This window comes from Ruegeria sp. CDSA241, assembly GCF_059611265.1.
Genome location: NZ_JBXWPF010000001.1, coordinates 42,256 through 66,873, shown reverse-complemented (window position 1 = coordinate 66,873; position 24,618 = coordinate 42,256). Strand labels below are relative to the sequence as shown.

26 protein-coding genes are annotated in these 24,618 nt (G+C 56.0%); 12 read left to right on the top strand and 14 right to left on the bottom strand.

From position 1 onward, the window contains the following. The first annotated feature begins 45 nt into the window (after positions 1-45). Both lptF and AC2FJV_RS00340 read left to right on the top strand, forming a co-directional pair. Positions 46-1,185, top strand: a complete 1,140-nt coding sequence (gene lptF / locus AC2FJV_RS00345) for an LPS export ABC transporter permease LptF (RefSeq protein ID WP_142635808.1) — start codon at positions 46-48, stop codon at positions 1,183-1,185. 108 nt (positions 1,186-1,293) lie between these two features. After that, entirely contained in the window at positions 1,294-1,884 is a 591-nt protein-coding gene (locus AC2FJV_RS00340; protein WP_281995381.1) for an HD domain-containing protein, read from the top strand. On the opposite strand, the gene speB is transcribed toward AC2FJV_RS00340, so the two are convergent. The 10 genes from speB to AC2FJV_RS00290 all read right to left on the bottom strand — a co-directional run bounded on the left by speB (position 1,881) and on the right by AC2FJV_RS00290 (position 12,934). Continuing rightward, entirely contained in the window at positions 1,881-2,723 is an 843-nt protein-coding gene (gene speB, locus AC2FJV_RS00335; protein ID WP_496693650.1) for an agmatinase, read from the bottom strand. The two genes, AC2FJV_RS00340 and speB, sit on opposite strands and share 4 nt — an antisense overlap. After that, on the bottom strand, positions 2,720-3,889 hold the full coding sequence (nspC, locus tag AC2FJV_RS00330; RefSeq protein WP_496712026.1) for a carboxynorspermidine decarboxylase: 1,170 nt from the start codon (positions 3,887-3,889) through the stop codon (positions 2,720-2,722). The genes speB and nspC overlap by 4 nt, the downstream gene beginning before the upstream one ends. An 87-nt stretch (positions 3,890-3,976) precedes the next feature. Further along, on the bottom strand, positions 3,977-5,200 hold the full coding sequence (locus AC2FJV_RS00325) for a saccharopine dehydrogenase family protein (RefSeq protein WP_496712023.1): 1,224 nt from the start codon (positions 5,198-5,200) through the stop codon (positions 3,977-3,979). A 21-nt stretch (positions 5,201-5,221) separates the two neighbouring features. Next, entirely contained in the window at positions 5,222-7,111 is a 1,890-nt protein-coding gene (gene speA, locus AC2FJV_RS00320) for a biosynthetic arginine decarboxylase (protein ID WP_281972444.1), read from the bottom strand. A 99-nt stretch (positions 7,112-7,210) separates the two neighbouring features. After that, positions 7,211-8,293: a DUF1513 domain-containing protein gene (locus tag AC2FJV_RS00315; protein ID WP_496712019.1), complete on the bottom strand. Its 1,083-nt coding sequence runs from the start codon at positions 8,291-8,293 to the stop codon at positions 7,211-7,213. A gap of 3 nt (positions 8,294-8,296) precedes the next feature. Further along, the gene (locus tag AC2FJV_RS00310; protein WP_496712017.1) at positions 8,297-9,307 is read right to left on the bottom strand and encodes an imelysin family protein; all 1,011 of its coding nucleotides are present in this window, start codon (positions 9,305-9,307) and stop codon (positions 8,297-8,299) included. Then, positions 9,307-10,848 (bottom strand): di-heme oxidoreductase family protein, encoded by a 1,542-nt coding sequence (locus AC2FJV_RS00305; RefSeq protein ID WP_281995321.1) that lies wholly within the window; start codon positions 10,846-10,848, stop codon positions 9,307-9,309. Before AC2FJV_RS00305 ends, AC2FJV_RS00310 begins: the two co-directional genes overlap by 1 nt. Further along, entirely contained in the window at positions 10,808-11,293 is a 486-nt protein-coding gene (gene bfr, locus AC2FJV_RS00300; protein ID WP_142635826.1) for a bacterioferritin, read from the bottom strand. Before bfr ends, AC2FJV_RS00305 begins: the two co-directional genes overlap by 41 nt. Beyond that, the gene (locus AC2FJV_RS00295; RefSeq protein ID WP_142635828.1) at positions 11,241-11,534 is read right to left on the bottom strand and encodes a (2Fe-2S)-binding protein; all 294 of its coding nucleotides are present in this window, start codon (positions 11,532-11,534) and stop codon (positions 11,241-11,243) included. The genes bfr and AC2FJV_RS00295 overlap by 53 nt, the downstream gene beginning before the upstream one ends. A gap of 128 nt (positions 11,535-11,662) precedes the next feature. Further along, positions 11,663-12,934: an imelysin family protein gene (locus tag AC2FJV_RS00290; protein ID WP_496688803.1), complete on the bottom strand. Its 1,272-nt coding sequence runs from the start codon at positions 12,932-12,934 to the stop codon at positions 11,663-11,665. A gap of 249 nt (positions 12,935-13,183) precedes the next feature. On the opposite strand from AC2FJV_RS00290, the gene AC2FJV_RS00285 reads away from it, so the two are divergent. Further along, positions 13,184-13,705 carry a ZrgA family zinc uptake protein gene (locus tag AC2FJV_RS00285; RefSeq protein ID WP_496688801.1) on the top strand — a complete coding sequence of 174 codons (522 nt, stop codon included), beginning with the start codon at positions 13,184-13,186 and terminating at the stop codon, positions 13,703-13,705. A 57-nt stretch (positions 13,706-13,762) separates the two neighbouring features. Here the strand turns inward: AC2FJV_RS00285 and AC2FJV_RS00280 are convergent, their stop codons facing one another. The 4 genes from AC2FJV_RS00280 to AC2FJV_RS00265 all read right to left on the bottom strand — a co-directional run bounded on the left by AC2FJV_RS00280 (position 13,763) and on the right by AC2FJV_RS00265 (position 16,471). Beyond that, positions 13,763-14,299, bottom strand: coding sequence for a bacteriocin fulvocin C-related protein (locus AC2FJV_RS00280; RefSeq protein WP_496688799.1), 537 nt, complete (start codon positions 14,297-14,299; stop codon positions 13,763-13,765). Between the two features lie 285 nt (positions 14,300-14,584). Then, a complete protein-coding gene (locus AC2FJV_RS00275; RefSeq protein ID WP_496688797.1) occupies positions 14,585-15,646 on the bottom strand; it encodes a YeeE/YedE family protein in 1,062 nt (353 codons plus the stop codon). A gap of 41 nt (positions 15,647-15,687) precedes the next feature. After that, positions 15,688-15,996: an ArsR/SmtB family transcription factor gene (locus AC2FJV_RS00270; RefSeq protein WP_142635976.1), complete on the bottom strand. Its 309-nt coding sequence runs from the start codon at positions 15,994-15,996 to the stop codon at positions 15,688-15,690. Positions 15,997-16,096: 100 nt separating this feature from the next. After that, a complete protein-coding gene (locus AC2FJV_RS00265; RefSeq protein ID WP_496712015.1) occupies positions 16,097-16,471 on the bottom strand; it encodes a hypothetical protein in 375 nt (124 codons plus the stop codon). Positions 16,472-16,551: 80 nt separating this feature from the next. Between AC2FJV_RS00265 and AC2FJV_RS00260 the strand changes: the two genes are divergently transcribed. The 9 genes from AC2FJV_RS00260 (at position 16,552) to AC2FJV_RS00220 (ending at position 24,617) form a co-directional block, all read left to right on the top strand. Further along, a complete protein-coding gene (locus AC2FJV_RS00260; protein WP_496688795.1) occupies positions 16,552-17,292 on the top strand; it encodes a cytochrome c biogenesis CcdA family protein in 741 nt (246 codons plus the stop codon). A gap of 14 nt (positions 17,293-17,306) precedes the next feature. Then, positions 17,307-17,885: a thioredoxin family protein gene (locus AC2FJV_RS00255; RefSeq protein ID WP_496688793.1), complete on the top strand. Its 579-nt coding sequence runs from the start codon at positions 17,307-17,309 to the stop codon at positions 17,883-17,885. Between the two features lie 131 nt (positions 17,886-18,016). Continuing rightward, positions 18,017-18,493, top strand: a complete 477-nt coding sequence (soxX, locus tag AC2FJV_RS00250) for a sulfur oxidation c-type cytochrome SoxX (RefSeq protein ID WP_142635844.1) — start codon at positions 18,017-18,019, stop codon at positions 18,491-18,493. A gap of 46 nt (positions 18,494-18,539) precedes the next feature. Further along, positions 18,540-18,956 (top strand): thiosulfate oxidation carrier protein SoxY, encoded by a 417-nt coding sequence (gene soxY / locus AC2FJV_RS00245; protein WP_142635846.1) that lies wholly within the window; start codon positions 18,540-18,542, stop codon positions 18,954-18,956. Positions 18,957-18,990: 34 nt separating this feature from the next. Continuing rightward, entirely contained in the window at positions 18,991-19,320 is a 330-nt protein-coding gene (gene soxZ / locus AC2FJV_RS00240) for a thiosulfate oxidation carrier complex protein SoxZ (RefSeq protein ID WP_142635848.1), read from the top strand. A gap of 70 nt (positions 19,321-19,390) precedes the next feature. Then, the gene (gene soxA, locus AC2FJV_RS00235) at positions 19,391-20,236 is read left to right on the top strand and encodes a sulfur oxidation c-type cytochrome SoxA (protein WP_496712012.1); all 846 of its coding nucleotides are present in this window, start codon (positions 19,391-19,393) and stop codon (positions 20,234-20,236) included. Between the two features lie 87 nt (positions 20,237-20,323). Further along, on the top strand, positions 20,324-22,021 hold the full coding sequence (gene soxB, locus AC2FJV_RS00230) for a thiosulfohydrolase SoxB (protein ID WP_496712008.1): 1,698 nt from the start codon (positions 20,324-20,326) through the stop codon (positions 22,019-22,021). 24 nt (positions 22,022-22,045) lie between these two features. Further along, positions 22,046-23,308 (top strand): sulfite dehydrogenase, encoded by a 1,263-nt coding sequence (gene soxC / locus AC2FJV_RS00225; RefSeq protein ID WP_496712006.1) that lies wholly within the window; start codon positions 22,046-22,048, stop codon positions 23,306-23,308. After that, on the top strand, positions 23,292-24,617 hold the full coding sequence (locus AC2FJV_RS00220) for a c-type cytochrome (protein ID WP_496693657.1): 1,326 nt from the start codon (positions 23,292-23,294) through the stop codon (positions 24,615-24,617). Before soxC ends, AC2FJV_RS00220 begins: the two co-directional genes overlap by 17 nt. Position 24,618 lies beyond the last annotated feature (1 nt).

Sequence of the window (24,618 nt, the reverse complement as noted above, 5' to 3'; positions counted from 1 at the left end):
TTGGCATATTGTCCAAACGAATTTCAGGTAGCCGGATGAGGATACATGTCGCGCTTCGATGGATATTTCCTGCGGCAACTGCTGATTCTGTTCGGCTTTTTCACTCTGATTCTGGTGGGGGTTTTCTGGATCACCCGCTCGGTCAGCCTGTTTGACCGTGTCATCAGCGGTGGTCAATCGGCCATGGTGTTTCTTGAATTTACCGCTCTTACTTTGCCGACGCTGATCCGTACGGTGATGCCCATGGCCGTGTTCGCAGCGGCCGTCTATGCCACCAACCGCCTGAGCCGTGAAAGCGAGCTAACGGTGATGCTGGCCACAGGCTCCAGCCCGTGGCGGCTGGCTCGCGCTGTGGTTCTGTTCGGTCTTGTTGCTGGTCTGATGATGGCCTCGATCAGTGTTTTCCTGCGCCCGGCCTCGGTCGATCTACTGGAAAAACGGCAGGCCGAAGTGGCGGGTGACGTCACAGCGCAGTTATTGAATGAAGGCGAATTCCTGCATCCTGCAAGTGACGTGACCGTCTATATTGGGGGAATTGATCTGGACGGGACTTTGCGCGAAGTTTTTGTTTCGGACCGGCGGGATAAAACCAGCCCGGTCAGCTATTCCAGCCAAACAGCTTATCTGGTCAATAACGGCTCGGGCATTCATCTGGTGATGGTTGACGGAGTTGCCCTGCGTCAGGACCGGCAGGGACGTACCCTGTCGTCTACACTGTTTCAGGACGCGTCCTATGACATCTCAGAATTGACGAGTACTGACAACGCGGCCGAGCGAAGCCTCGAGGCCATTCCCACCGCAGAGCTGTTGCGCGACCGGGCTGCGATTGCGGCAGCAGAAGGGTTCACTGAGGGCGCGTTGATCGACGAGCTGCATCAGCGATTTTCGTGGATCACCATTTGTATCGCGGTCGCGATGGCGGGCTATGCAACCCTTATGTTGGGCAGCTTTTCCAGATTTGGCCTGTGGCCACAGATTTTTGGAGCATTCATAATTCTGGTCCTTTTGGAAGGTATGCGCGGCTTTGTGTCCCCGTTGGTGATCGAAGACCCGAAATTGTGGCTATTGCTCTATTTGCCTGCTGTCATGGGCATATTGATCTCGTGCCTGTTTCTTTTGATTGCAGGTCGTCCGCTTCTGCGCGTGCGCGCAAGAAAACACTCGCGGGCATTGTCCCAAGCCTGAAGTTACGGCGCATTTCGGCGCAATGTTCTTCGGCCAAGCTAATTCGTTTTTTCGCTCAGGTTTTCTGCGTTAGGCTGCGGTTGGATGATCAGTCAAAAGGACCGGACCATGCTGGACAAAACCCACAAACCCACCTGGACCAGCTTTGAAGAGGCGACCAAGGCCGATTGGGACGCCGTCATGGAATACGAAGAGGCCTATAACGCCGCGTTGCCGGACAGGATACTGGATGCGATCCGTTCGCTGGACGAGGATTGGACGCCCTATCCCGTGAACCGCTATCAGCACAGCCTGCAGGCCGCGACGCGCGCCTATGAGGATGGGGCGGAAGAAGAGCTGGTCGTCGCAGCGCTGATCCACGACACCGGCGATATCCTGTCTCCCTATAACCATGGAGAGCTGTCAGCGGCGATGATGAAGCCCTATGTCAGCGAGAAAACCCATTGGATCCTCAAACATCACTGCGTGTTCCAGGGCTATTACTACAATCACCACCTGGGCGGAGACCGCAACGCCCGCGACAAGTACCGCGACAGTCCTTATTGGGAGGCCTGCCGCTATTTCTGCCATGAATACGACCAAAAGGCGTTCGATCCGGATTACCCGACCAAACCGTTGGAGTTCTTCGAGCCGATGCTGCGCCGTGTCCTAAGCCGCGGCGAGGGGCATATGGAGTTGAACGAAACCGCCGAAGGTTAGCAGGCGGCCATCAGACGGTAAACGATCTGTGCGGCGGTAAAGTCCCAGGCGGCATTGCCGTCCGGGGCGAGTTCGACCACGTCGAACCCCACGCATTTGCGCCCCCGAAGGGCATGCTCGACCAGTTGTAGCGCCTGATAATAGCCCAAGCCGCCGGGCACGGGTGTTCCTGTGGCCGGCATTTGCGAAGGGTCCAGCCCGTCGACATCAAAGCTGACATAGACCAGTTCGGGGAAATCCTTGGGCAGATCGACCGCGTGGATGTTGCCGGTGACCAGCTCCTCGGCATCAATGTGGAACACGTTGTTCTTCACCCGGCTCTGCGCCTCTTCGGTCGAAAAGGCCCGGACGCCGAATTGGGCCAGTCGGACGCCTTCTTCGGCCAGTAGATGCATGACCGAGGCATGGCTGTGCTTTTCACCCTGATACGTGTCGCGCAGGTCCGCATGCGCATCAATCTGGACGATCCCGATCGGTTGGTTCAACGCGCGGGCCACACCCATCACCGCACCGTAGCTCAGCGAATGCTCACCGCCCAGAGTGACCGGCACTTTACCAGCGCGAATGGCGGCTTCGGTGCGCAGGGCAAGGCGTTCCATCACTGCAGGCATAGGGCCGTCACAGCTCAAAGGTTCCTCGGTGAAAATACCCGCTGTGCAGGGCTCGGCAAGGCCGGTGATGCGCTCCAGCTCGTTGCTGGCCTCTATGATCGCCGCCGGGCCACCGGCTGTACCCGAGCCGTAGGATACCGTGCGCTCCAGCGGTACTGGGATTACACGAAACCGGGCGTTTTCGGTCCGTTCCAATGTGGTCAGTTCACTGTCGAGGAAAACGCTCATGAGAGCCTCTCTTTAAAGTCGTCATAGCCGAACTGTTTGATAATTTTCAACGCGCCGGTTTCGCTGTTCCACAGGGCGATTGTGGGCAGGGGGACACCGTTGAAGGTGTTGGTCTTGACCATCGAATAATGCGCCTGATCGAGGAAGGCAAAACGCTGGCCGATCTGCAGCGGTTTGTCCCACGCATAGTCGCCGATCACATCCCCGGCCAGACAGGAGGGGCCGCCCAGACGGTAGGTATGCCCTGCCTCGGCCTCGTCCATCAGGGCAGGGCGATAGGGGGCTTCGATCACATCGGGCATGTGGCATGTGGCCGAGATGTCGGTGATCGCAAGGGCCATGCCATTGGTCGGCAGGTCAAGGATTTCACCGACCAGAATCCCCGCATCCAGTGCCACAGCCTCGCCGGGTTCAAGATAGACGTCGACGTCATGGGTTTCGCGGATCTCCTTGATGAACGCGATCAACCCATCACGATCATAGTCGTCACGGGTGATATGGTGGCCACCGCCGAAGTTCAGCCATTTGAGATGACCCAGGAACGGGGCGAGTTTTGGTGCAACGGCTTCCCATGTGCGCATCAAGGGCTCGAACCCTTGTTCGCAAAGTGTATGCATATGAAGGCCGTCAACACCAACCATGATTTCATGGCTTAGTTGGCTGACCGGTGTGCCCAGACGCGAACAGGGCGCGCAGGGGTCATATTTGGGTATCTCGCCTTCGGAATGTTCCGGATTGATGCGCAGGCCGACCTGTACTTTGGCTGCATGTGCCTTGGCTAGGAACCGGTTCTTTTGCGCGGGCGAGTTGAAGATCACATGGTTGGACAGCGACAGGATTTCATCGATGTCAGCGTCTTTGTACCCGGCGCAGTAAGTGGCGACTTCGCCGCCATATTCTTCGCGGCCTAAACGCGCCTCATAGATACCGCTGGCGCAGGTACCGTCAAGATGTTGGCGGACCAGCGGAGCAAGCGAGAACATTGAGAACGCTTTGAGGGCACCGAGGACATGGGCGCCGGACCTGCTACCGACGTCGGACAAGATCACCAGATTGCGCTCAACCGCCTTTTGGTCAACCACAAAGCAAGGCGTTGGCACGCGGTTTAGGTCGAAATTGCGGAAGGCACCGGCATCGCCTGCTTGGGTGGTCATCATGTCGGACATATCAGGCGTCTCCGAATTTGGAGAGGGCGGGGGGCGCTGCCCCCCCGGACCCCCCGAGGTATTTAGGGCCAGATGAAGCTTGGCGGATCAGAACTCGACCGGGCCATCCAGTTCGTGGATCTGCCATGGCAAGCCATGGGCGTTTAGCATGTCCATGAAATCATCCGGGTCGAGCTGTTCCATGTTCCACACACCTGGCTGCGTCCAGTTGCCTTTGAGCACCTGCGCGGCACCGATCATGGCGGGGACACCGGTGGTGTAGCTGACGGCCTGGCTGCCGACCTCGGCGTAGCATTCCTCGTGGTCACAGATGTTGTAGATGTAATATGTTTTCTCACCCGAACCATCCTTGGCCTGACCTGTAGCGATGTCGCCGATGCAGGCCTTGCCCTTGGTTTCCGCACCCAGATCGCCGGGATCAGGCAGCAGGGTTTTCAGGAACTGGATCGGGATGATTTCCTTGCCGTCATGCATTACCGGGTCGATGCGGGTCATGCCAACATTTTCCAGCACTTTGGCATGGGTGATATAGGCGTCGCCGAAGGTCATCCAGAAGCGGGCGCGCTCAATTTCGGGGAAGTGGGTGGAAAGGGATTCCAGTTCCTCGTGATACATCAGGTACATGTTTTTGGGGCCGATGGCGGGGAAATCGAACTCGACCTTATGGGTCATGGCGGGGGAGTGTTTCCATTCGCCAGCTTCCCAATGGCGCACTTCGGCCAACACTTCGCGCAGGTTGATCTCGGGGTTGAAGTTGGTGGCGAATTCCTGATCGTTGCTGCCACCATTGGCGTCCAGCACGTCGATCTGGCGGATCGTATCCAACTTGTGTTTCTTTAACCACGTCGCAAAGACAGACGTCACGCCCGGATCAAAGCCCGAACCGAGGATGGCGGTCAGTCCTGCCTGTTTGAACCGATCCTGATAGGCCCATTGCCAGTGATACTCGAACTTGGCTTCGTCCTCGGGCTCGTAATTCGCGGTGTCGATGTAGTGGATGCCCGCCGCAAGGCACGCGTCCATCAGCACGAGGTCCTGATAGGGCAGGGCCAGGTTCACGAGGACCTCGGCACCGGTGTCCTTGATCAGTTTGACCGTGTCCGCGACCTTATAAGCGTCCAGCTCCGCAGTAGCGATATCAACGCCCACACGCTCTTTCACGGCCTTGGCAATGGCGTCGCATTTCGACTTGGTGCGGCTGGCCAGCGTGATTTCAGTGAAGATGTCCGAATTCATCGCCATCTTGTGCACCGCAGCGTGAGAGACGCCGCCCGCGCCGACAACCAGCGTTTTGCCACTCAAAGTTCCCATGGGGTCATCTCCTCTCGGGGGTTATTCGTAATAGGTGTAGCCATTGATCGAGTCGCGATATGCGCTCATCAGGGTTTTGCGGTCTTTGGCCAGCAGAGTACCGGTCGAGATCGCCTCGTCCACCATTTTGCGGAAGGCGGCGACACAGTCGGCCGGATCAAACTCGACATAGGACAGGACCTGACCAATGGTGTCGCCCTCTTGCTCGTGCAGCAGATCGAAACCGCCATCGGAGCGCAGGTCGATGGTAACCACGTTGGTGTCGCCGAACAGGTTGTGCAGATCGCCCAGCGTTTCCTGATAAGCACCAACAAAGAAGACGCCCATGAAGTATTCGTCATTCTCGGGCAGGGAATGCACTGGCAGGCTGGGCGAGACACCGTCGGCCAGAATAAACCGGTCGATCTTGCCGTCGCTGTCGCAAGTGATATCGGACAGCACCGCGCGGCGGTCGGGCGTTTCGTTCAGACCCTGCAGCGGCACGATCGGGTGTAGCTGGTCAATGGCCCAGACGTCGGGCAGCGATTGGAACAGTGAGAAGTTGCAGTGATAGATATCAGCCACTTTTTCCAACTGTTCGTCGACATCCGTGTCGAGCTCATCACTGGCAGCCAACGCCTTGAGGCGGGCCATCAATGACAGATAAATGCGTTCGGCACGCGCCATCTGGCGCAGGTCGATATATCCGCGGCGGAACAGGGCGCGCAGCTCGTTGCGATAAAAAGTGGCGTCGTTCCAGCATTCCTGAAGGCGGTCGCTGGAGAGGTATCCGTGCACGGCGGCAAGGTCCGAGACTAAGTGATGATCATCCGCCTCGACCTCAGGGCCGTCTGGCGCGTCATAAAGCGTGCTTTCCAGCACGTTGAACACCAGCATGGATGAGGTCGCAACGATAGCGCGCCCGCTTTCGGTGACCAATGTGGGGTGCTTGACCTCGGCTTCATCCATGGCATAGGCCACGGTTTCGACCACGTTGGCGCAGTATTCTTCTACCGTGTAGTTGATCGAGTTTTCGGCGGCTTTCTTTTCGCCCGTGTAATCTACGCCCATGCCGCCACCCAGGTCCAGATGGGTCAGCGGTACGCCTTCGCGGGTCAGTTCGGTATAGTATCGGCAGGCCTCACCCACGGCGCGGCGCACGTCATTGACGTCCTGCACCTGCGATCCAAGATGCGAGTGCTGCAGCTTCAGGCAGTGCAGCAATCCGGCGGCCTTCAGCTTGTCCACCGTGGCGACCAGTTGATCGGTGTTCATGCCAAAGGCGGAACGGTCGCCCGAGCTTTCTTCCCATTTTCCGCTGATCTGGTTGGTCAGTTTAACCCGCACGCCGATCAGCGGTTCGATGCCCAGTTGGTTATAGACTTCGATCACCGTGTCGGCCTCTTTCGGGCTTTCCAGCACGATCACCGTATTGAACCCGATTTTGCGGCTGAGGATGGCCAGCTGGATAAACTCGGCATCCTTGACGCCGTTGCAGACGATCAGCGCCTCATTGGCCAGACGATGGGCAAGCGCGACCACAAGTTCCGGTTTCGAGCCAGCCTCAAGGCCATAATTGTACTTCTTCCCAAACTCGACGATCCGGTCGACCACCTGAGCCTGTTGGTTGACCTTGATCGGAAAGACACCGCGATAGCTGCTTTTGTACCCAACCCGGGCAATCGCCTCTGCAAAGCTTTCGTTAATATGGACAATCTCGTGCTCCAGATAGGAGCTGACGCGCAGGATCATCGGAGCCTTGATGCCGCGATCGTCCAGATCACGCAGAATACCGGGCAGGCTGATAGCAGCAGTCTCTGGTGCAAGGGGATTGCGCAGACCGATTTCGCCGTCTTCCGTCACCTCGATGAGGTCTTTGCCCCATTTCTCAACCCCGTAGATGGAATGCGGTGCGTCGGGCGTCTGTTTCAATCAAGTCTGTCCTTAACCTAGAGTGCCTGCTTCGCGCCCGCCAATACGGCAGCAATTCGATTCGTCCAAGTGTAATCTATGTGACGGGTATTTCCGAATTTATACAGGCAGACCAACGGGAACCAGATGGTTATCCCACTGACAATCCGGCCGGGCGGAAATGCGGGCCTTGGCAGTAAGCGCTCCGACCAGCCCGGTGCCTGTGGTGAAGACAAAACCGGAAGGCCCGGCACCCAGGCCGCAGACATCCTCAAGCGGGGTCGTGTCGTTAAGTCGACCGGTCAAGCTGTCGAACCGGAGCAAATTGTTGCCGCGAGGGCAGGTGATGGCGATGGTTTTGCCGTCCCCGGCAAAAGCAATGCTGCCAGCGTAACCCTGCAAGGCACTTTGCACCGATTCCGGGGCTGCAAGCAGGCGCGGAGCCTCGCCTCTTTTGTGCAGTCCCAGCAAAGGCGGTTGGGTTAACCTGTTGCCCTGCCATTGCATTGCAAACCCAACCAGACCGTCGGATCGAACGGCAAGGTGCCGGATCGAATTTTTATGCAGTGTCCGGGGCAGCTCTATCTGTTCCAGGACCGAGCCTGACAGACTCAGATAACTTAGGCGCGGTTGCATGATGGGCAGATTCAGCTTGGTTCGGCCCATTTCAGGATGTGTTTCAATGCCGCCATTTGCGATGATCAGAGTTTCCCCATCCGGCATGATCCGCATATCATGCGGCCCGACTCCGCCCGAAGAAAACTCGCCCAACCGCGTGTAGTCCTCCGAGTCCCAGACGCCAATCACACCCTCACCGGCCTCATAGTCGTTTTCGGTGGTGAACAGATGGGTTCCATCCCGGGAAAACACGCCATGGCCATAGAAATGGCGGCCTTTGGGAGCATCCATCCGTGCGGTTTGGGTTCCGCTCTTGCAATCGATCACCACGCCAAAGGTGCCAGGGCGGCGGGCGAAAGCCACGGCTTGCGCGCGCAAGGGATGCGCCACAGCGGCATGGCCGCGCGCCGGCAGGGGGAGAGAGAATAAGATACCGCCTTCAGAACTCAGGCCCGCCAGCCGATAGGTGCCGTCCGGAAACAGCGCCGCCGCCAGGAAATCCGGCGCGCCGACAGTCGACCAACCTTGTGTCGGGGCAAGGCTGGCTGCAGCCAGGCCCGCAAGGAATTGTCGACGGCTTGTCATGGCTTAGTCCCCGTCCAGCGAATTGAATCCGGCACTGATACCCAAGGTCGGGCCCAGCTCGGTTGCTGCAATCGTGCGGATGTCGTTAATCATCTGCTGCAAGGCTTCGACCCGTATCCGACCCGAAGGTGTCGAGACACCGGCCAGTGTAGGGTCGTCTAACTCACGCGTGCGGATGATAGCCTTGTCGAACGCATTATCCAAATCAGCGGCAATCTGCGGATGATCTGCGGACAGCCCGGTGGCCAGATCGCGCAGCGTGATCAATGACAGTTCGACCTGGCGTAGTGACCGTTCAGACCTGCGCGTTTCGGCCCGATTGGGACGGGGGCGCTCTAGGGTGCCCATGGGGCGTCCAAGGCGTGTTTCGGCAGTGAATTCCAATCCGGTGATCAGAGCTTTGTAAAGTTCCTGCATGGCCTCATCAGCAGACCGGTAAGGACTGTCTCCGCCAGGCATGGTCAGGTTGGCAGAGAAAGGTCGCCAGTCGTGATCCATCGCCTTGGCATTGCGGTTTATATCTGCAGCAATCGCCCGGATCAAAGCGCATCGATAGGCCCTGTCGCCCTGATCCGCGAGGGCTGGGTCGAATAGCATCATTTCAAGTGCAAGAAACCCGCGTCCCGCGATCGAAGCCTCGGCATAAGCCTCGGGGGTTTCAACCACCGCGTCTTGGGTGGCAATCAGGCCGGATAGGGTTTTGGGTGTAAACCCTTTTGTGTCTGGCCAGAATGCCATCGCAAATGCGCGGTCATCGACCTCGGAGGGGCCAAAGCGCAAGTGGCTTACCGTGACCCAGCGGTCGAATGCCAGGTGATAGGCTGCACGAAGGTTCAGTGAAGCGGCTGTGCAATCCGCCTGCGCGGCCGCATCCAGCGCAGCTGTTGCGTCAGATAGCTGTGCGTATCCGGGAAGAATGTGCCCTTCAACAACATCTGTCAGGATCTGGCTGGGATTTTGCGCCAAGGCTGACAGGGGCAGAATAAGGGCAATGGCCAGGCCGAGGGCACGCATCAGAGGCTCTCCAGAAAGCGGATCAAAGCGTCGCGGTCAGGTTTTGGCATAGACACAACGGTGTCGCGCGCCGATTGTGCCTCTCCGCCGTGCCACAAAATAGCTTCCAACAGCGACTGCGCCCGCCCGTCATGCAGAAATTGTGTGTGGCCAGAGACCTGCCCGGTCAGGCCGATCCCCCAAAGCGGGGGTGTGCGCCATTCCCGGCCTGTTGCGCGTGCTTCGGGTCGGTTGTCGGCCAGACCATCGCCCATGTCATGCAGCAGAAGATCCGTATAGGGCCAGATCAGCTGAAAACTGTGCTCGGGCCGGTCGTCCATCCGGTGGGTGACATAGGATGGCGTGTGGCACGAGGCGCAGCCGGTATCGAAGAATACCTGCTTGCCGTGCAGGACCTGCGGGTCACCGATATCGCGCCGCGCGGGTACGCCCAGATTGCGGCTGTAAAACGCAACGAGGTCCATGCCCAGTTGGTCGATTTCAAACACACGGTCATCGTTGTCCCCATGGGGGGCGCCAACGCAATCCACCTGCAATTCCGTACACTCCCCATAGCCAGCAGGGTAAAGCGGGCTTGAGATGCCGATATCCCCTGCAAAAGCTGCAGCAGACTGCTCCATTATCGTGGGCATCCCGGCTTTGTGTCCGAACCGGCCCATCATCGGTTCACCATATTCGGTTGACCAAACGATGTTGGGGCGGCCGGAAATACCATCGCCATCCGCGTCATCCGCGTCGGCCTGGGCCAGCAGGTCCTGCACGGGAATTGCCTCAAGCAATCCCAGGCCGATCATCTGCGGAGCCACGCGCGGGCTCAGCATCGCCTCGGGGTGCAGCGGGCCATATCCAAGATCCGCCGCGGTATAGGTCGGGCTGCGGAGAATGACCGTTTCGCCGTCTGATAGCGCGACAGGAAGGTCTTCATAGGTGATGTCCAGCCGGTACTCGGCGGGGTGGCCCGCGAGGGCCAGATCCTGCATCTGCCCGCCGTAATTGGGTTCGGGCTGAGTGGCGATGTAGTCCGCGATTTCATCGATTGCGCCGCCACCGGGGATTGAGACCCGAAGGAACATCGAAACGGCCCCGTCATCGGGCCCATTTGGTGTGTGGCCGCGCCCGTCCTTAATGTGACATCGTTGGCAAGAGCGCGCGTTGTACAATGGCCCCAAACCGTCCGAGGCCAGGGTCGAGGAAGGCGAAGACACCCAGATTTTCTTGAACAGCCCGTTGCCGACCTTGAAATCCAGTTCCTGTTCGAATTTCAGATTGCCCGAAGGTTGCGAAAATGCATCTGCGTCCTGACGTGCCCTTACGGTTGCAGCACCGGCGGGCAGGTCCTCGAACCGTTGCGCGGCGTCGAAATCCGTGGGCGCGGCGATCACATCCGCGATCCGGGCCTTTTCATCTTCGGTTCTGGGTTGGAAGTTGAGATGCAGATCCTGCAGTTCAGCGGACAGGATCGGGGTGGCTGCAATCGCAGCCACCGCTACAAGCGAGAGCTTACTCGCCTTCGTCCATTTTCGATGCGTTAAGTTGCGCATAATTGGCTTCGCCAATCCTTTCGTACAAATCAAGCTGTGTTTCGAGGAAGTCGATATGGCCTTCTTCGTCACTGATCAGGTTCTCGAACAGAGACATAGTCACGTAGTCACCCGCCTCTCGACAATATTCACGGGCCTCAACGTACAGGGCACGCGCATCATTCTCGGCAGCCAAATCACATTCCAGAGTTTCCTTCGGGGTCTGTCCAATCCGAAGCGGGTCCAGTTTCTGCAGGTTGGGGTGACCTTCCAGAAAGATTATGCGCTCGATCAGCTTGTCGGCATGACCCATCTCTTCGATGCTTTCCTCACGGCTTTTCTTTGCCATGTGGGTCAGGCCCCAATCCTCTTGCAGACGGTAATGCAGCCAATACTGGCTGACTGCCGTCAATTCATGCCGCAGAGATTTGTTGAGGTATTCTATGACTTTGGGATCGCCCTTCATCTACACTCTCCTGTGATGCCTTGGTGCGTAATGCACAAAGCTGCATGGGGACTTCCAGATTATCGCTGGCGCGCATGGTGTCTAGGAAAAGCGGCATGCATCCGCCACAATCCGCTGATTTTCCAAGGGCATGATAGATCTTGCCAGGGGTTATGACTGCCCTAGGGTCGGAAACGCGCATCCAGTCAATGGCGGCATGAATCTCGGTGTCTGTGATCTTGGTGCAATGGCAGACGATCATGGAGGTGGCGCTCTGGTTTGTATTCCGACTATATTAGTCAGTTATTAAGTGCGTGTCCTGCGGCATACTGTCAGTTAGCCGAAAATGAGTTGGGGGCGGGATAATCCTCCGCCCCCGAACCGCTAGGTTTACTGGAAAACAGCTGTCGGATTATCCAGGCTTTCAGATCCTTCGAACTCAATCTGATCGACGTCCAGAATGGTGACGATCCGCTCGATTGTCTTGGTCTGGTCCACCAGCCCGTTCACACCGCCCATGATCAAAACTTCGCCACCTTCGTTGCCGCGTTCCAGCATCTGGTCATAGGCGAACCCGGCCTCGGCTGTGGATTTGATCCGACCCAGCGCCTGCATTGTGTTGGCCAGCTTCAGCTTCATCTCGGCGTCAAGAGATGGGTCGGAGGCAATCACCAAGTCCGAAAGCGATGCGCCGCTGACAGGAGTTCCGTCGATGCGGGTATAGCTGCCCAAATAGACGTTCTGAATGCCAAGACCATCATAGTAGTGGCTGTTATGCGTGTTGTCCGAGAAGCAGTCATGCTCTTCCTCGGGATCGTTCAACATCAAGCCAAGACGCATCCGCTCACCGGCCTGCTCACCATAGGACAGCGAGCCCATTCCGGTGAGGATCGCGCTTATTCCTGCGCTTTCATTTTCGGTCAGGGAGGTTCGGGCCGCGCCTCCGTCCTGCCACTGGGTCGCCATCCATTCCAAATCGGTGACCAGCAGTTCAGTCACGGCCTCAAGGTACTGGGCGCGGCGGTCACAGTTGCCGCCGGTGCAGGCATCACCTTGGGCATAGTCCGTCCATGGACGGCTACCCGCGCCTTCACCGTGGCCGTTCAGGTCCTGGCCCCACAACAGGAACTCAATCGCGTGGTAACCAGTGGCGACGTTGGCCTCGATCCCGTCTGCTTCGTGCAAGGTGCCAGACAGCAGTTCCGGAGTGATGTCGTTGGCATCGATTGGTTCGCCTGAAAGTTCAAAGCTTGGGTTGGCGATGACGTTCAATGCGGCGAACTCATTCTCGTCGCTCGGGCCGCCGTAGGTGGTGTCTACATAGTCGATCAAGCCCTCATCCAAGGGCCATGCGTTCACTTTACCTTCCCAATCATCAACGATCGCATTTCCGAACCGATAAACCTCGGTCTGCTGATAAGGGACGCGGGCCGCAATCCAAGCGGAACGGGCGGCATTCAGTGTTGCGTCGTTTGGTTCGGAAATCAGCGCGGTCACGGCGCGCTGCAGCGATTTGGCTGCAATCAGGCTGTCATCGTACTTCGCCTCGGCGATATTGGCGTAGGTATTCAGAACATCTACTTTCGAGGGGGTCTCGGTTGCAAAAGCAGATGTGGCGGTCATCAGAGCCACGGCGCTTGTCAGGATCAGGGGGGTATTCATTGGGGGGTAGTCTTTCTTGTCAGATAACAATGGGTTCGCGCGATGCGACGCTCGACCAAATAACTGATAGAAATAGTCAACTAAGTCAACCTGAGTTTTATAGTCAGGTAAATTGTGAGCGAAAATAGCTCATTCCTACCCAATTCTAGTGGGCTTTGGTGTATCGTGACGCGATTGCGCGAATGTTTTTTCAGTTTAGAGTCGCTTAGTTGATTCTTTTCAGATGGTTCCATGGTCATGAAGTTCTTAGTGTTTGTATTAACGCTTTTCCCGGTAAACGCGTTGCCTCAGTCCCAGGTTGCAAATCAGCACGAGCATGGGCAGGGACGATTGGCGGTTTCCTTTTCGGAAGCCGGGATTTCAATTTCCCTTGTGGTTCCTGGTCTTGACGTCCTGGGGTTCGAAGGCCCAGCGGAAACCGAAGGCGATCAGGCCTCGGTCGCCGGAGCCATTTCTGAATTGTCCAACCCCCTTGATCTGTTCAGTTTGCCTGAAGAGGCGGGGTGTTTCACTGTCTCGGCCAATGTCACGCTGTCTGGTGAAGGGTTGGGACCGGTCGTAGACAACGGATCAAATGTGCATACCGAATTCAGGGCAGACTATCAGATGCAGTGCCAGGACATGACGCATCTGGACCACGTCAACTTTCCTTATTTTGACCGCTTTCAACGTGCTGAGTCTCTGATTGTTCAGATCGACAAATCCGGGAAGGTTGATCGTCACACCGTGACGCGCGACGCGCCTGATTTAGACCTCAACACAGGCCTGTAATTCGGCAAAGAAAGCAAAGGCTTTGCTGCCGGAATAGGTAGAGCTTTCCTGCGTTCTTCAGCACCAGTTCCCAGTGCAAAGGCCATCGCATGTCTGAAGCCACAGGACCCCACATCCAACGTTAGTCTTCTTGCACCCACCGGCAAGACATTCCTGCATTGCCCCACAATCATTGTGCCACCACATACAGGATCTCGAAGACGAACATGTGCACGTAGGCGGCGCGCCTTTGGCAATTTCGATAATCGGGCTTTCGCAAGCATTGTCGCCGAGTTGCTGCGTATATTTATGAAACACCGAGTGATCTGGAAAAACCTTCTCGATCACAGGCGACAACTCCTCAAGACGAGAAGTGGCCGTATGGTTCGCTTTGTCTTCGGAGTAGCAGTCAGGATTGAGTAAATCCTGTAGCTCGGAAAGTAACCGGCACTGAGACTTGTCAGACAGTGCCGCAATGCCTTCACTAAGCCGGTCTTGCCACACTGCCGCCTGAACAGCGGCGGGAAGGCAGTCAAAAATTGACTTCTGTTCGGCGATGTTCAATGCCGACAAGCCGATCCGAAATTTTGAGATAGATGATACGGGATTGTACATAGTAGCCCCCTTTTCTAAGGGGCCATCATAACACATTTTTCGTTTGCGCGTTTGTCCCGACCTTCTGAGGGCGCAGAGAACAGGCTGAAGCAAGGGCTCGATAAGCCTTGGTATGTCCTTAGAAGCGAGATCGAGGACAAAGTCGGAAAGAGAGCGTTTTGGCTTGCTTTTGTGATGGCAGAGTCGCCAGCACCATCACAAATTAACCGGGTTTCTTTAGGTCTTGGTGCAGGGCATCAGCTGCACCGGTGCAAACCCGGATTCCCGCTGATTTGAACTGTGAACTCAACGCTCAGTTATGAAGGACAATCCAGACACAAGCTGTCTCAATCCAAGTGCTGCGCCTGCAAAGATTGCAGCGAATGTTACGGGCGCGCTGTAGGCCAGAAGTGAGAATGCAGATATGCCTTGACCGACGCTGCAACCAACCGCGATGATCGCACCTGGACCCATAATCGCAGCGCCCAGCATTTGCCGCTTGAGTTCACGTGGATCTTCGCATGCTTCCCATCGGAAATGGCCCTTAGACCACGACCCCAGAAACGCGCCAATGAGAACGCCGGAGACTGATCCGACCGCAAAGGACAAAGTGTTTCCGGACGCAGTCATAAGGTAGAATATTGTGTCACCCAGGGGTGCCGCGAAGGTATGGGTTTGCACCGGCTCACCATCGAAACCATGTGTTGCAACCCAATTCGTGCCAAGCCAGCCCGAAACGATTGCCAGTCCAACTACAGACCCCCAAAACACCTGTGCCGGAGCGCGGCGGAAGCGATGGCTTGCCAAAGCAAAAAACACCAAAGCCACACCGATAACAGAGCCAATGAGCCAAGCTGGAATAGAGGTCAACCGTTCGGCAAGAAAGCTAATGCTCTGGGGGCCATTGAGATCCATTTCCTCTGGAAATATCCATACCCGCAGATAGGCGAGGGGTCCGGACATTACGACATAAGCGGAAAGACCCATGATCAAAACAATAACGAATGATCGAAGGTCACCACCTCCCAGCCTTGCCAGCGCACCATAGCCGCAGTTACCGCAGATGGCCATTCCGTACCCGAACATGAGGCCCCCCACGATCGAACCGAGGGGGTTCCAGGTCTGCGCAAGATACCTTGTTCCGACAGGGTCAAGTCCCCCCAACGCCATAGCGGTGTGGCTGCCGACAATCGCAACACCGATTGCCATTGCCCACATGCGCAGCCGCCGGTCATCATCTGCGTAAAGGTAGTCTTCGATTGCACCCAACGTGCAAAAACGGCCGATGCGTGCGGCCAATCCCAATACGATGCCACCAATCAAACCGATCAGAGCAACGGTATTTGTGTCTCCCAATGCTTCGAGCATTGCCAGTCTCCTCCCAAAGCTGGCGGCTTTCTGACCGGCTTCTACTTCTCCCTGCAGAAAAGGTCGTAAACGACTTCCAGGATTTGGGTCGAACGATCATCAGCCAATCTGTAGTAGATCGTTTTCCCCTCGCGTCGTGTCTTCACCAAGCCCTCGAAGCGCAAGCGGGAGAGTTGTTGAGATACCGCGGCTTGACGCGCTGAGAGCATTTCCTCCATCTGCGTGACCGATTTTTCCCCTGACGACAGATAACATAAAATCATCAGGCGCCCCTCATGGCTGATTGCCTTGAGGAAATTTGACGCGGTCTGAGCATTCTCCATCATTCTGTCCATGTCTTCGGCGCACATGTCCTTGGAGAACACAGGCAGGTTCGAAGATTTGTCCAACAAGATCGCCTCGCTTTCATGGCTTCACGCATTCAAAACAGTTTATGTAATATACCGCAGTTTATCCAGAGGTCTCAATTAGTATCCCAGCGTCACGCAGTAAAACGCCCAACACACCCCAGAAAAAATCTTCACCGGGATAGCCTTCGATTCGTCCGACCTCTCGGCCATTGTCCAACAGAACAAAGGTTGGTGTGTAGTAGAGAGGCCGTTCCAATGTGATGTCGTCAGGCATGGCTGCGTGGATATCGACACGCCGAAGCGGTGCGGCATTTCCTTCAGGTGTCTTAGGGTAGATTTCTGAAATTTCGGAGTCCCAGCGGGCGCACCACATGCACCCATCTTCTTCTGCCATCAGAAGCGTCATTTCGGCCCGTAAAGCCACGGGAAAAACAAGCAACGTGATCGCAAGCAAACGTAGGATTAGTTGGCGCATCCAAAGCTCCGATTGACCGCAGTGACATATCTTTATAATTTTGAATGTGTGAATGATAGCGCGCCAGGACAGGTTTGACCATGCTCGACATTACTTTTGCAGGAGCTTTGGTCGCCGGACTTTTGTCCTTTCTGTCGCCTTGCATCCTGCCAATTGTGCCGTTTTACCTCAGTTATCTGGCGGGGGTCGGTATGGAGCAGATTACAGCGACATCCGCCATTTCCGGCGAAGTTCGCCGCCGGGCAACGCTTGCTGCAATCGCATTTGCGGCTGGAATCATAACCATCTTTATGGCTCTCGGGGCCACGGCTTCGATATTTGGTCAGCTGGTACGAGAATACTTCGATATTCTGCGTTGGATTGCTGCAGCCATCATCATAGCGATGGGCCTGCATTTCCTGGGGTTAATTCGCATCGGGTTCCTGTATCGACAGTTACGTGCAGATATTGGCGAGACATCAAACGTGAGCCTCACTGGGGCATATGTACTTGGATTGGCATTTGCTTTTGGCTGGACGCCCTGTGTTGGGCCGGTGCTCGCTGCAATCCTGTTTACAGCGGCCGGAACCGAAACGGCTTGGCGGGGCGCGGGGCTTCTGTTCGTTTACGGGGTTGGAATGACTGCACCGTTTGTTCTGGCGGCCTTTTTGGTTCGCCCCTTCATGCAATGGATGGCGCGGTTCAGGAAGCACTTGCCGCAGATCGAAATGGCAATGGGGGGGCTGTTGATCCTGTTCGGGGTCCTGATCGCAACCAACTCGATCAATCACATCGCACAATGGATGCTGGACTATATGCCCTGGCTTGCGGCCATAGGTTAATCCGGGAGGAAGACATGAAACGCACTTTGTCAGTTTTGATCGCATGCATGATAGGGGCTGCAGTCTCTGCTGCTGATCTGGGCGACGATGGATTGCATAAAACACCGTGGATGCGTGACACGTTCAAAGATCTTCGCGAGGATCTTGAAGAGGCGTCAGGTGAAGGTAAGCGGTTGGTTTTGTTCATTGAACAACGGGGCTGCATCTACTGTAAAAAGATGCACGAAGAGGTTTTCCCACAGCCCGACCTGGCGGCGTTTATCGAAGAGAACTTTTTTGTCGTCCAGCTGGATTTGCATGGAAGCACCACGGCCACAGATTTTGACGGAGAAGAGAGTGAGCAGAGAGCGCTGATGCGCAAATGGGGGATTCTGTTTACCCCAACGCTTGTTTTTCTGCCGGAAGAGGTGCCCGAGGCTGCCTCAGCCATCGATGCTGCCGTTGCTGTAATGCCGGGAGCATTCTCCAAGGGAACAACCTTAGACCTTTTCACCTGGGTCGATCAGAAGCGATATGAACTTGATAATGGCGAAGATTTCCAAAGGTATCACGCGCGGCGCATTCAGGAGCGAAACAATATTTCGCAGGAGTGAGATTGGGCGTTACAGATAAAAAAATTCATTATGATGAATTTGATGTTGCGATAAACCATGTTCGTCGACTACGGTGCACAAAGTCTTTGGGTCGCAAAGCGCCACAGGCGCGGTAGCAAATGGGAGGGATCATGAAGCTGAGACTCTTAACACTGGCATCCGCTATGATGGGCGTTGCCGCATTTGCCGAAGAGACAAGTCCGAAAGACGTACCCTATGACGACTATGGTGCAATCGAGGTCTCTCTGACCGATGTTAATGGGGACGCGGCAAACGGTGCACTCATCGTTGGCGACAAGTCCAAAGGTAATTGCGTGGCATGCCACGCGGTCTCAGCTTTGGCGGACATTCCGTTCCATGGTGAGGTTGGCCCGATGCTGGATGGCGCCGGTGATCGTTGGACCGAAGCAGAGCTTCGCGGTTTAGTCGCAAACGCAAAAATGACGTTCGAAGGCACGGTAATGCCGGCGTTCTACAAGGATGACGGTTATATCCGGCCAGGCGATGCCTATACGGGCAAAGCGCCAACGGCGCCTCTAACGACGATCCTGACTGCACAGGAAATTGAGGACGTGGTCGCGTTTCTAGCGACACTGAAAGAGGAATAATCTCGCCTTCTGGCGTGGCTTTTCGAAGATTCAAAGGAGATTGAAAATGGAACTCTCTCGCCGCGAGACTCTGGCCCTTGGGCTGGGCGCCGCGTTCCTGACAATTATGCCGCTACGAGCGAATGCAGCTGCTGAAGATGCGATCTCCGCATTTTCAGGCGGGGCAGATGTGGCTGATGGCGGTGTTACACTGACGGCACCGGAAATCGCGGAAAACGGAAACACCGTACCAATCGAAGTCAGTGCTCCGGGCGCAGCTGCAATTCTGATCGTGGCCGCAGGCAACCCCGAACCGGGCGTGGCAACGTTCAATTTCGGCCCGCTGGCTGCTGAACAAGCCGCTTCAACCCGCATCCGTCTTGCCGGAACGCAGGATGTCATTGCCGTGGCGAAGATGGCAGATGGCAGTTTTGCCAAAGCGTCCGCGACCGTAAAAGTGACAATCGGAGGGTGCGGCGGTTAATCGCCACGCGCCCTGAAGAACAGGAGATTAACCAATGGCATCCGGTGTAAAGCCCCGCGTCAAGGTTCCAAAGACAGCCGCTGCTGGCGAAGCTGTTACGATCAAGACACTGATCAGCCACAAGATGGAAAGCGGCCAGCGCAAGGATAAAGAAGGCAACGTCATCCCGCGTTCGATCATCAACCGTTTCACCTGCGAGTTTAACGGTGAAATGGTGATTGATGTGACTATGGAGCCTGCGATTTCGACAAATCCGTACTTCCAGTTCGAAGCAACCGTGCCCGAGGCCGGTGAGTTTGTCTTCACCTGGTACGATGATGATGGCTCAGTTTACGACGAGAAGAAAACGATCGAGATCGCCTGACGGCTCGACCACTAAGGAAGGTAAGCGCTGGTTGTGATTTCTGGCGCTGGCCCACCAAGGGAGGAACGTAATGAATACCAAGGCACTTACGGCGATCGCGGCTGTTCTGGCTTTCCCAATGGCAGCAATGGCTGGACCGGACGAAGATAATCTTGTGATCAATGACGAGCTGAATATGACCTCGGTCACCGAGGCCTCGGCGCATCTGGAGAATTTGGACACGGTCTATTCGGGTTGGCATTTCCGCACAGATGAAACTCAGGCACTGCAGATTGATGATTTTGACAATCCAGCAATGATCTTCGTCGATCAGGCAGCCGACCTCTATGAGGCAGTTGATGGTGCTGCAGGTGAAAGTTGTGCCTCGTGCCATGATGGAGTGGTAAGCTTCAAAGGATTGCAGGCGTCCATGCCCAAGGTCGATGCTGAAAGCGGCGAGCTGGTGGTTATGGAAGATCTGATCAACAAGTGCCGTACCGATCGCATGGAGGCCGATGCCTGGAAATGGTCTGGTGGTGACATGCAGGGTATGGTCGCATTGATCGGTCTGCAGTCACGCGGGATGCCCATGAACGTTGCTATTGATGGTGATGCCGCGCCATTCTGGGAACAGGGAAAGGAAATCTATTATACCCGCTACGGTCAGTTGGAACTGAGCTGCGCCAACTGTCATGAAGAAAACTGGGGCAATATGATCCGAGCGGATCACCTGAGCCAGGGGATGATAAATGGATTCCCTACCTATCGTTTGAAGCAGGCCAAACTGATCTCGCGCCACAATCGGTTCCGCGGTTGTATTCGCGATACGCGTGCGGAAACCTTTGCCGAAGGGTCGGACGAGTTCCGGGCACTGGAGCTCTATGTCGCTTCGCGTGGCAACGGGCTTTCAGTCGAAACCCCAGCTGTACGTCAATAACGAATGACCCGCCTGGGCAATGCCCGGAGCGGGTTTTTCACTTATATAACATTCACACATATATATGTGTAAAAGGAAAGCTGATAGATGATTTCTCGACGTGACTTCTTGCAGGTTTCAATGGCGGCCTCGGCTCTGTTCGGAGCGTCCGGGTTTGGCAACTGGGCCAAGCTTGCTGCGCAGCAAAGTCTAACGCAGGATCAACTGCTAGAGTTCGAGACCTTTGGCAATATCAGCCTGATTCATGTCACCGACATTCACGCGCAACTCAAACCAATTTATTTCCGTGAACCCGAAGTCAATCTTGGTATTGGCGATGCAAGAGGACAGATGCCGCATGTTACTGGCGCCGCGTTCCGCAAGGCATACGGGATAGAAGATGGAAGCCCGTCGGCCTATGCGCTGACCTACACCGATTTTGAGTCACTGGCCAAGACCTACGGTCGGGTGGGTGGCTTGGATCGGGTCTCAACTGTCATCAACGCCATTCGAGCGGACCGTCCTGATGCGTTGCTTCTTGACGGGGGTGATACTTGGCACGGTTCTTACACCTGCTATCAGACGGCCGGTCAGGACATGGTCAACGTCATGAATGCGCTGAAACCCGATGCGATGACTTTCCATTGGGAGTTCACGTTGGGCAGTGATCGTGTCAATGAGATTGTCGAAGGTTTGCCTTTTGCCGCCTTGGGGCAGAACATTTTTGACGCGGAATGGGATGAGCCCGCAGAGATGTTCAAACCCTACAAATTCTTTGATCGGGGCGGTTCCAAGATTGCGGTGATCGGACAGGCCTTCCCTTACATGCCGATTGCAAATCCGGGATGGATGTTCCCCGAATACTCGTTTGGGATCCGGGATGAGAACATGCAGGCAATGGTGGACGAAGTTCGCGATGCCGGCGCCGATGTCGTTGTTGTCCTAAGCCATAACGGCTTTGATGTGGATAAGAAGATGGCGGGTCGTGTTCAGGGGATAGACGTTATCCTCAGTGGCCACACCCATGACGCGCTGCCCGAGCCGGTTCTGGTGGGTAAAACGCATATCATCGCCTCTGGATCGAACGGCAAATTCGTCAGCCGTGTGGATCTCGACGTGCGCGATGGGCAGATGATGGGGCTAAAGCACAAGCTTATCCCGATTTTCTCTGATGTTATTGCACCAGATCCTGCGATCACTGCTCTGATAAATGATCAGCGCGCGCCTTATGAGGCGGCGCTGAGTGAGGTGATCGGCAAAACGGACTCGTTGCTGTACCGCCGCGGCAACTTCAACGGCACTTGGGATGACCTGATCTGCGATGCTCTGATCAATGAGCGTGAGGCAGATATCGCAATGTCGCCCGGCGTCCGTTGGGGGCCGTCAATCCTGCCGGGGCAGGAAATAACGCGCGAGGATATTTGGAACGTCACCTCGATGTCCTATCCGAACGCCTATCGCACAGAAATGACCGGGGAGTTCATCCATGTCATCCTGGAAGATGTCGGCGACAACCTGTTCAATCCCGACCCCTATTACCAGCAGGGTGGCGACATGGTCCGCGTTGGCGGGCTGGGTTATCGGATCGACGTAACCAAGCCGCAGGGGCAGAGGATCAGCGACATGACGCTGTTGAAAACCGGTGAGGCGATCGACCCGGCCAAGTCCTATGTCGTGGCCGGTTGGGCCAGCGTCAACGAAGGCACCGAGGGCCCGCCGATTTGGGATGTCGTCGAAAACCATGTTCGCAACCTTGGCACCGTAACGGTGCAAGAGAACACCAGTGTCGAAGTAATCGGCGCTTGAGAAACCGATGGAGACCTAAGAGATATGGATGACGCGTTCAAACCGTCCCGCCGGGCCTTCCTGAAAGGCAGTGCCGCGGTCGCCGCAGGATCCGTTGCAGGTGCGGCAGCGGCAGAAACACCCGACCCACTGATAACAGAGCTTCAGGATTGGGCATCTTATACGGGGGCAGGTGTTGATGAGACGCCTTATGGCAGGCCGATCAGCTTTGAATCCCATGTCGTGCGCCGCAATGTGGAATGGTTGACCGCCTCTCCGATTTCGTCGATCAACTTCACGCCGATCCACGCGCTCGATGGTACGATCACTCCGCAGGGATGCGCCTTTGAGCGTCACCATTCAGGCGCGATCGAGCTGCGCAAGGAGGACTACCGCCTGATGATCAACGGGCTGGTTGATCGCCCGCTTGTCTTTACATACGAAGACATTGAGCGGTTCCCGCGCGAAAACCACGTGTATTTCTGCGAATGTGCGGCGAACACGGGTATGGAGTGGGCTGGTGCGCAACTCAACGGCGTCCAATTTACTCATGGCATGATTCACAACATGGAATACACCGGTGTTCCGCTGCGCACGCTGTTGCAGGAAGCAGGTGCCGACATCACACCTGACAAATGGGTCTATGTTGAGGGCGCAGATGCGTCGTCCAATGGCCGCTCTATCCCGATGGAAAAAGCGCTGGATGACGTGTTGGTTGCATTCAAGGCGAATGGCGAAGCGCTGCGGATGGAGCATGGGTACCCTGTGCGTCTCGTGGTGCCGGGTTGGGAAGGCAACATGTGGGTCAAGTGGCTGCGCCGGATCGAGGTTGTCGATATGGCGGTCGAAAGCCGCGAAGAAACATCAAAATACACCGATGTTTACGTCGATGGCACGGCCCAGAAATGGACTTGGGTGATGGATGCTAAGTCTGTCATCACCTCACCCAGCCCGCAAATGCCGATCAAACACGGACCGGGTCCGCTGGTCATTTCCGGGCTTGCCTGGTCAGGCCACGGACAAATTACACGGGTCGATGTGTCAAAGGACGGTGGGATCACATGGGAGACAGCGCGTCTTGGTAAGCAGGGCGACACCAAGGCTCTTACACGTTTCTATCTCGATACGAACTGGGACGGGGTGCCAATGCTCTTGCAGGCCCGGGCAATAGACGAGACCGGTTATGTGCAACCAACCAAAGACCAGTTGCGTGAAAAACGCGGAGAAAACTCGGTCTACCACAACAACTGTATCCAGACTTGGTACGTGAGCGCAGAAGGGATCGCCGAGAATGTTGAAGTCTCTTAGTCATGTTTTCCTGCCCGTATTTGGCGGTACGGCGTTGGTGCTTGCGGTAGCTGTGTCTTTCGCGAACCGGAACTACGGCCACTCGAAGATTGAGACATTGGAGACCCGGATAGGGCAGGTTGAGGCGCATGCAGCAGTTGCCCAGGAGAATGCGGAAGCAGAATCCAAACGAGCAGCCGAACTGGAGATCAAAGTCGAAGAAATCCGGGCAGCGGCGGCAGAACGGGTCGCCAATGGTGCGAACTTGACCGCATCCGCGCCCATCCGCGAGAGTAGCCTTGGGCTTGGGCGGTCGGCACTGAAGGAAGAGATCGCGGCCTGGGACGTTGACGTCTTGCCTGATGGGCGTGGCCTACCCGTAGGTTCAGGCGACGTCTGGACCGGAGAAGAGGTGTTTGTGGCCCGCTGTGCGTCGTGCCACGGTGAATTTGCCGAAGGTGCCGATAACTGGCCTGTTCTGGCCGGTGGGTTTGACACGCTTGCAGACGAAGATCCTGTAAAAACCGTTGGGTCATATTGGCCACATTTGTCGACTGCCTGGGATTACATTTCCCGCTCAATGCCCTTTGGTGAAGCGGGCACGCTGACAGCGGATGAGACCTACGCAATTGTCGCATACATCCTCTACTCCAATGATTTGGTGGATGACGATTTCGAGCTGAACAACGAAAACTTCGCCGAGTTCAAAATGTACAATATGGACGGTTTCGTTGTCGATGTACGACCCGAGACCGAATACACTGAATGGCGCAAAGAGCCTTGCATGGAGAACTGCAAGGCAGAGGCCGCCGTCACGATGCGTTCTGTTTTTCTGGTTGAAACACCCGCGGAGGGTGGTTCGAACTCGGTCATGAATAATGCCAGCCCGGATGAGTTGCCGACGTTTTCGGCTAAAGGCCCCTCGTTCATTCCAACTGCAGCGCCAAAGCCTGATGAAGAGGCCGCAGCCATACCGGCCGCTCAAGAAACCGAAGTGACAGACGAGGTTACAGAACTGGCTGCTGCCGGAGAGAAAGTCTTTAAGAAGTGTAAATCCTGCCATCAAATTGGTGAAGGTGCAAAGCACAGCACTGGGCCTGCTCTGAACGGGGTAATCGGAGCTAATGCTGGATCGGTCGAGGGCTTCAAATACTCCAAAGCGATGCAGGCGTCTGCGGAGGCAGGACTAGTCTGGACCGATGAAGAAATGACTGCCTTTCTTACGAAGCCCAAGGAATACATGAAAGGCACAAGGATGTCTTTTGCAGGTCTTAGAAAACAGGACGATATCGAAGCTTTGATCATCTATCTTAAGACGTTTGGAAGTTGAC

Coding starts and splice junctions, on each gene's coding strand:
- lptF (WP_142635808.1), top strand. CDS start 46: ATGTCGCGCTTCGATGGATATTTCCTGCGGCAACTGCTGATTCTGTTC.
- AC2FJV_RS00340 (WP_281995381.1), top strand. CDS start 1,294: ATGCTGGACAAAACCCACAAACCCACCTGGACCAGCTTTGAAGAGGCG.
- speB (WP_496693650.1), bottom strand. CDS start 2,723: ATGAGCGTTTTCCTCGACAGTGAACTGACCACATTGGAACGGACCGAA.
- nspC (WP_496712026.1), bottom strand. CDS start 3,889: ATGTCCGACATGATGACCACCCAAGCAGGCGATGCCGGTGCCTTCCGC.
- AC2FJV_RS00325 (WP_496712023.1), bottom strand. CDS start 5,200: ATGGGAACTTTGAGTGGCAAAACGCTGGTTGTCGGCGCGGGCGGCGTC.
- AC2FJV_RS00315 (WP_496712019.1), bottom strand. CDS start 8,293: ATGACAAGCCGTCGACAATTCCTTGCGGGCCTGGCTGCAGCCAGCCTT.
- AC2FJV_RS00310 (WP_496712017.1), bottom strand. CDS start 9,307: ATGCGTGCCCTCGGCCTGGCCATTGCCCTTATTCTGCCCCTGTCAGCC.
- AC2FJV_RS00305 (WP_281995321.1), bottom strand. CDS start 10,848: ATGCGCAACTTAACGCATCGAAAATGGACGAAGGCGAGTAAGCTCTCG.
- bfr (WP_142635826.1), bottom strand. CDS start 11,293: ATGAAGGGCGATCCCAAAGTCATAGAATACCTCAACAAATCTCTGCGG.
- AC2FJV_RS00295 (WP_142635828.1), bottom strand. CDS start 11,534: ATGATCGTCTGCCATTGCACCAAGATCACAGACACCGAGATTCATGCC.
- AC2FJV_RS00290 (WP_496688803.1), bottom strand. CDS start 12,934: ATGAATACCCCCCTGATCCTGACAAGCGCCGTGGCTCTGATGACCGCC.
- AC2FJV_RS00280 (WP_496688799.1), bottom strand. CDS start 14,299: ATGTACAATCCCGTATCATCTATCTCAAAATTTCGGATCGGCTTGTCG.
- AC2FJV_RS00275 (WP_496688797.1), bottom strand. CDS start 15,646: ATGCTCGAAGCATTGGGAGACACAAATACCGTTGCTCTGATCGGTTTG.
- AC2FJV_RS00270 (WP_142635976.1), bottom strand. CDS start 15,996: ATGTGCGCCGAAGACATGGACAGAATGATGGAGAATGCTCAGACCGCG.
- AC2FJV_RS00265 (WP_496712015.1), bottom strand. CDS start 16,471: ATGCGCCAACTAATCCTACGTTTGCTTGCGATCACGTTGCTTGTTTTT.
- AC2FJV_RS00260 (WP_496688795.1), top strand. CDS start 16,552: ATGCTCGACATTACTTTTGCAGGAGCTTTGGTCGCCGGACTTTTGTCC.
- AC2FJV_RS00255 (WP_496688793.1), top strand. CDS start 17,307: ATGAAACGCACTTTGTCAGTTTTGATCGCATGCATGATAGGGGCTGCA.
- soxX (WP_142635844.1), top strand. CDS start 18,017: ATGAAGCTGAGACTCTTAACACTGGCATCCGCTATGATGGGCGTTGCC.
- soxY (WP_142635846.1), top strand. CDS start 18,540: ATGGAACTCTCTCGCCGCGAGACTCTGGCCCTTGGGCTGGGCGCCGCG.
- soxZ (WP_142635848.1), top strand. CDS start 18,991: ATGGCATCCGGTGTAAAGCCCCGCGTCAAGGTTCCAAAGACAGCCGCT.
- soxA (WP_496712012.1), top strand. CDS start 19,391: ATGAATACCAAGGCACTTACGGCGATCGCGGCTGTTCTGGCTTTCCCA.
- soxB (WP_496712008.1), top strand. CDS start 20,324: ATGATTTCTCGACGTGACTTCTTGCAGGTTTCAATGGCGGCCTCGGCT.
- soxC (WP_496712006.1), top strand. CDS start 22,046: ATGGATGACGCGTTCAAACCGTCCCGCCGGGCCTTCCTGAAAGGCAGT.
- AC2FJV_RS00220 (WP_496693657.1), top strand. CDS start 23,292: ATGTTGAAGTCTCTTAGTCATGTTTTCCTGCCCGTATTTGGCGGTACG.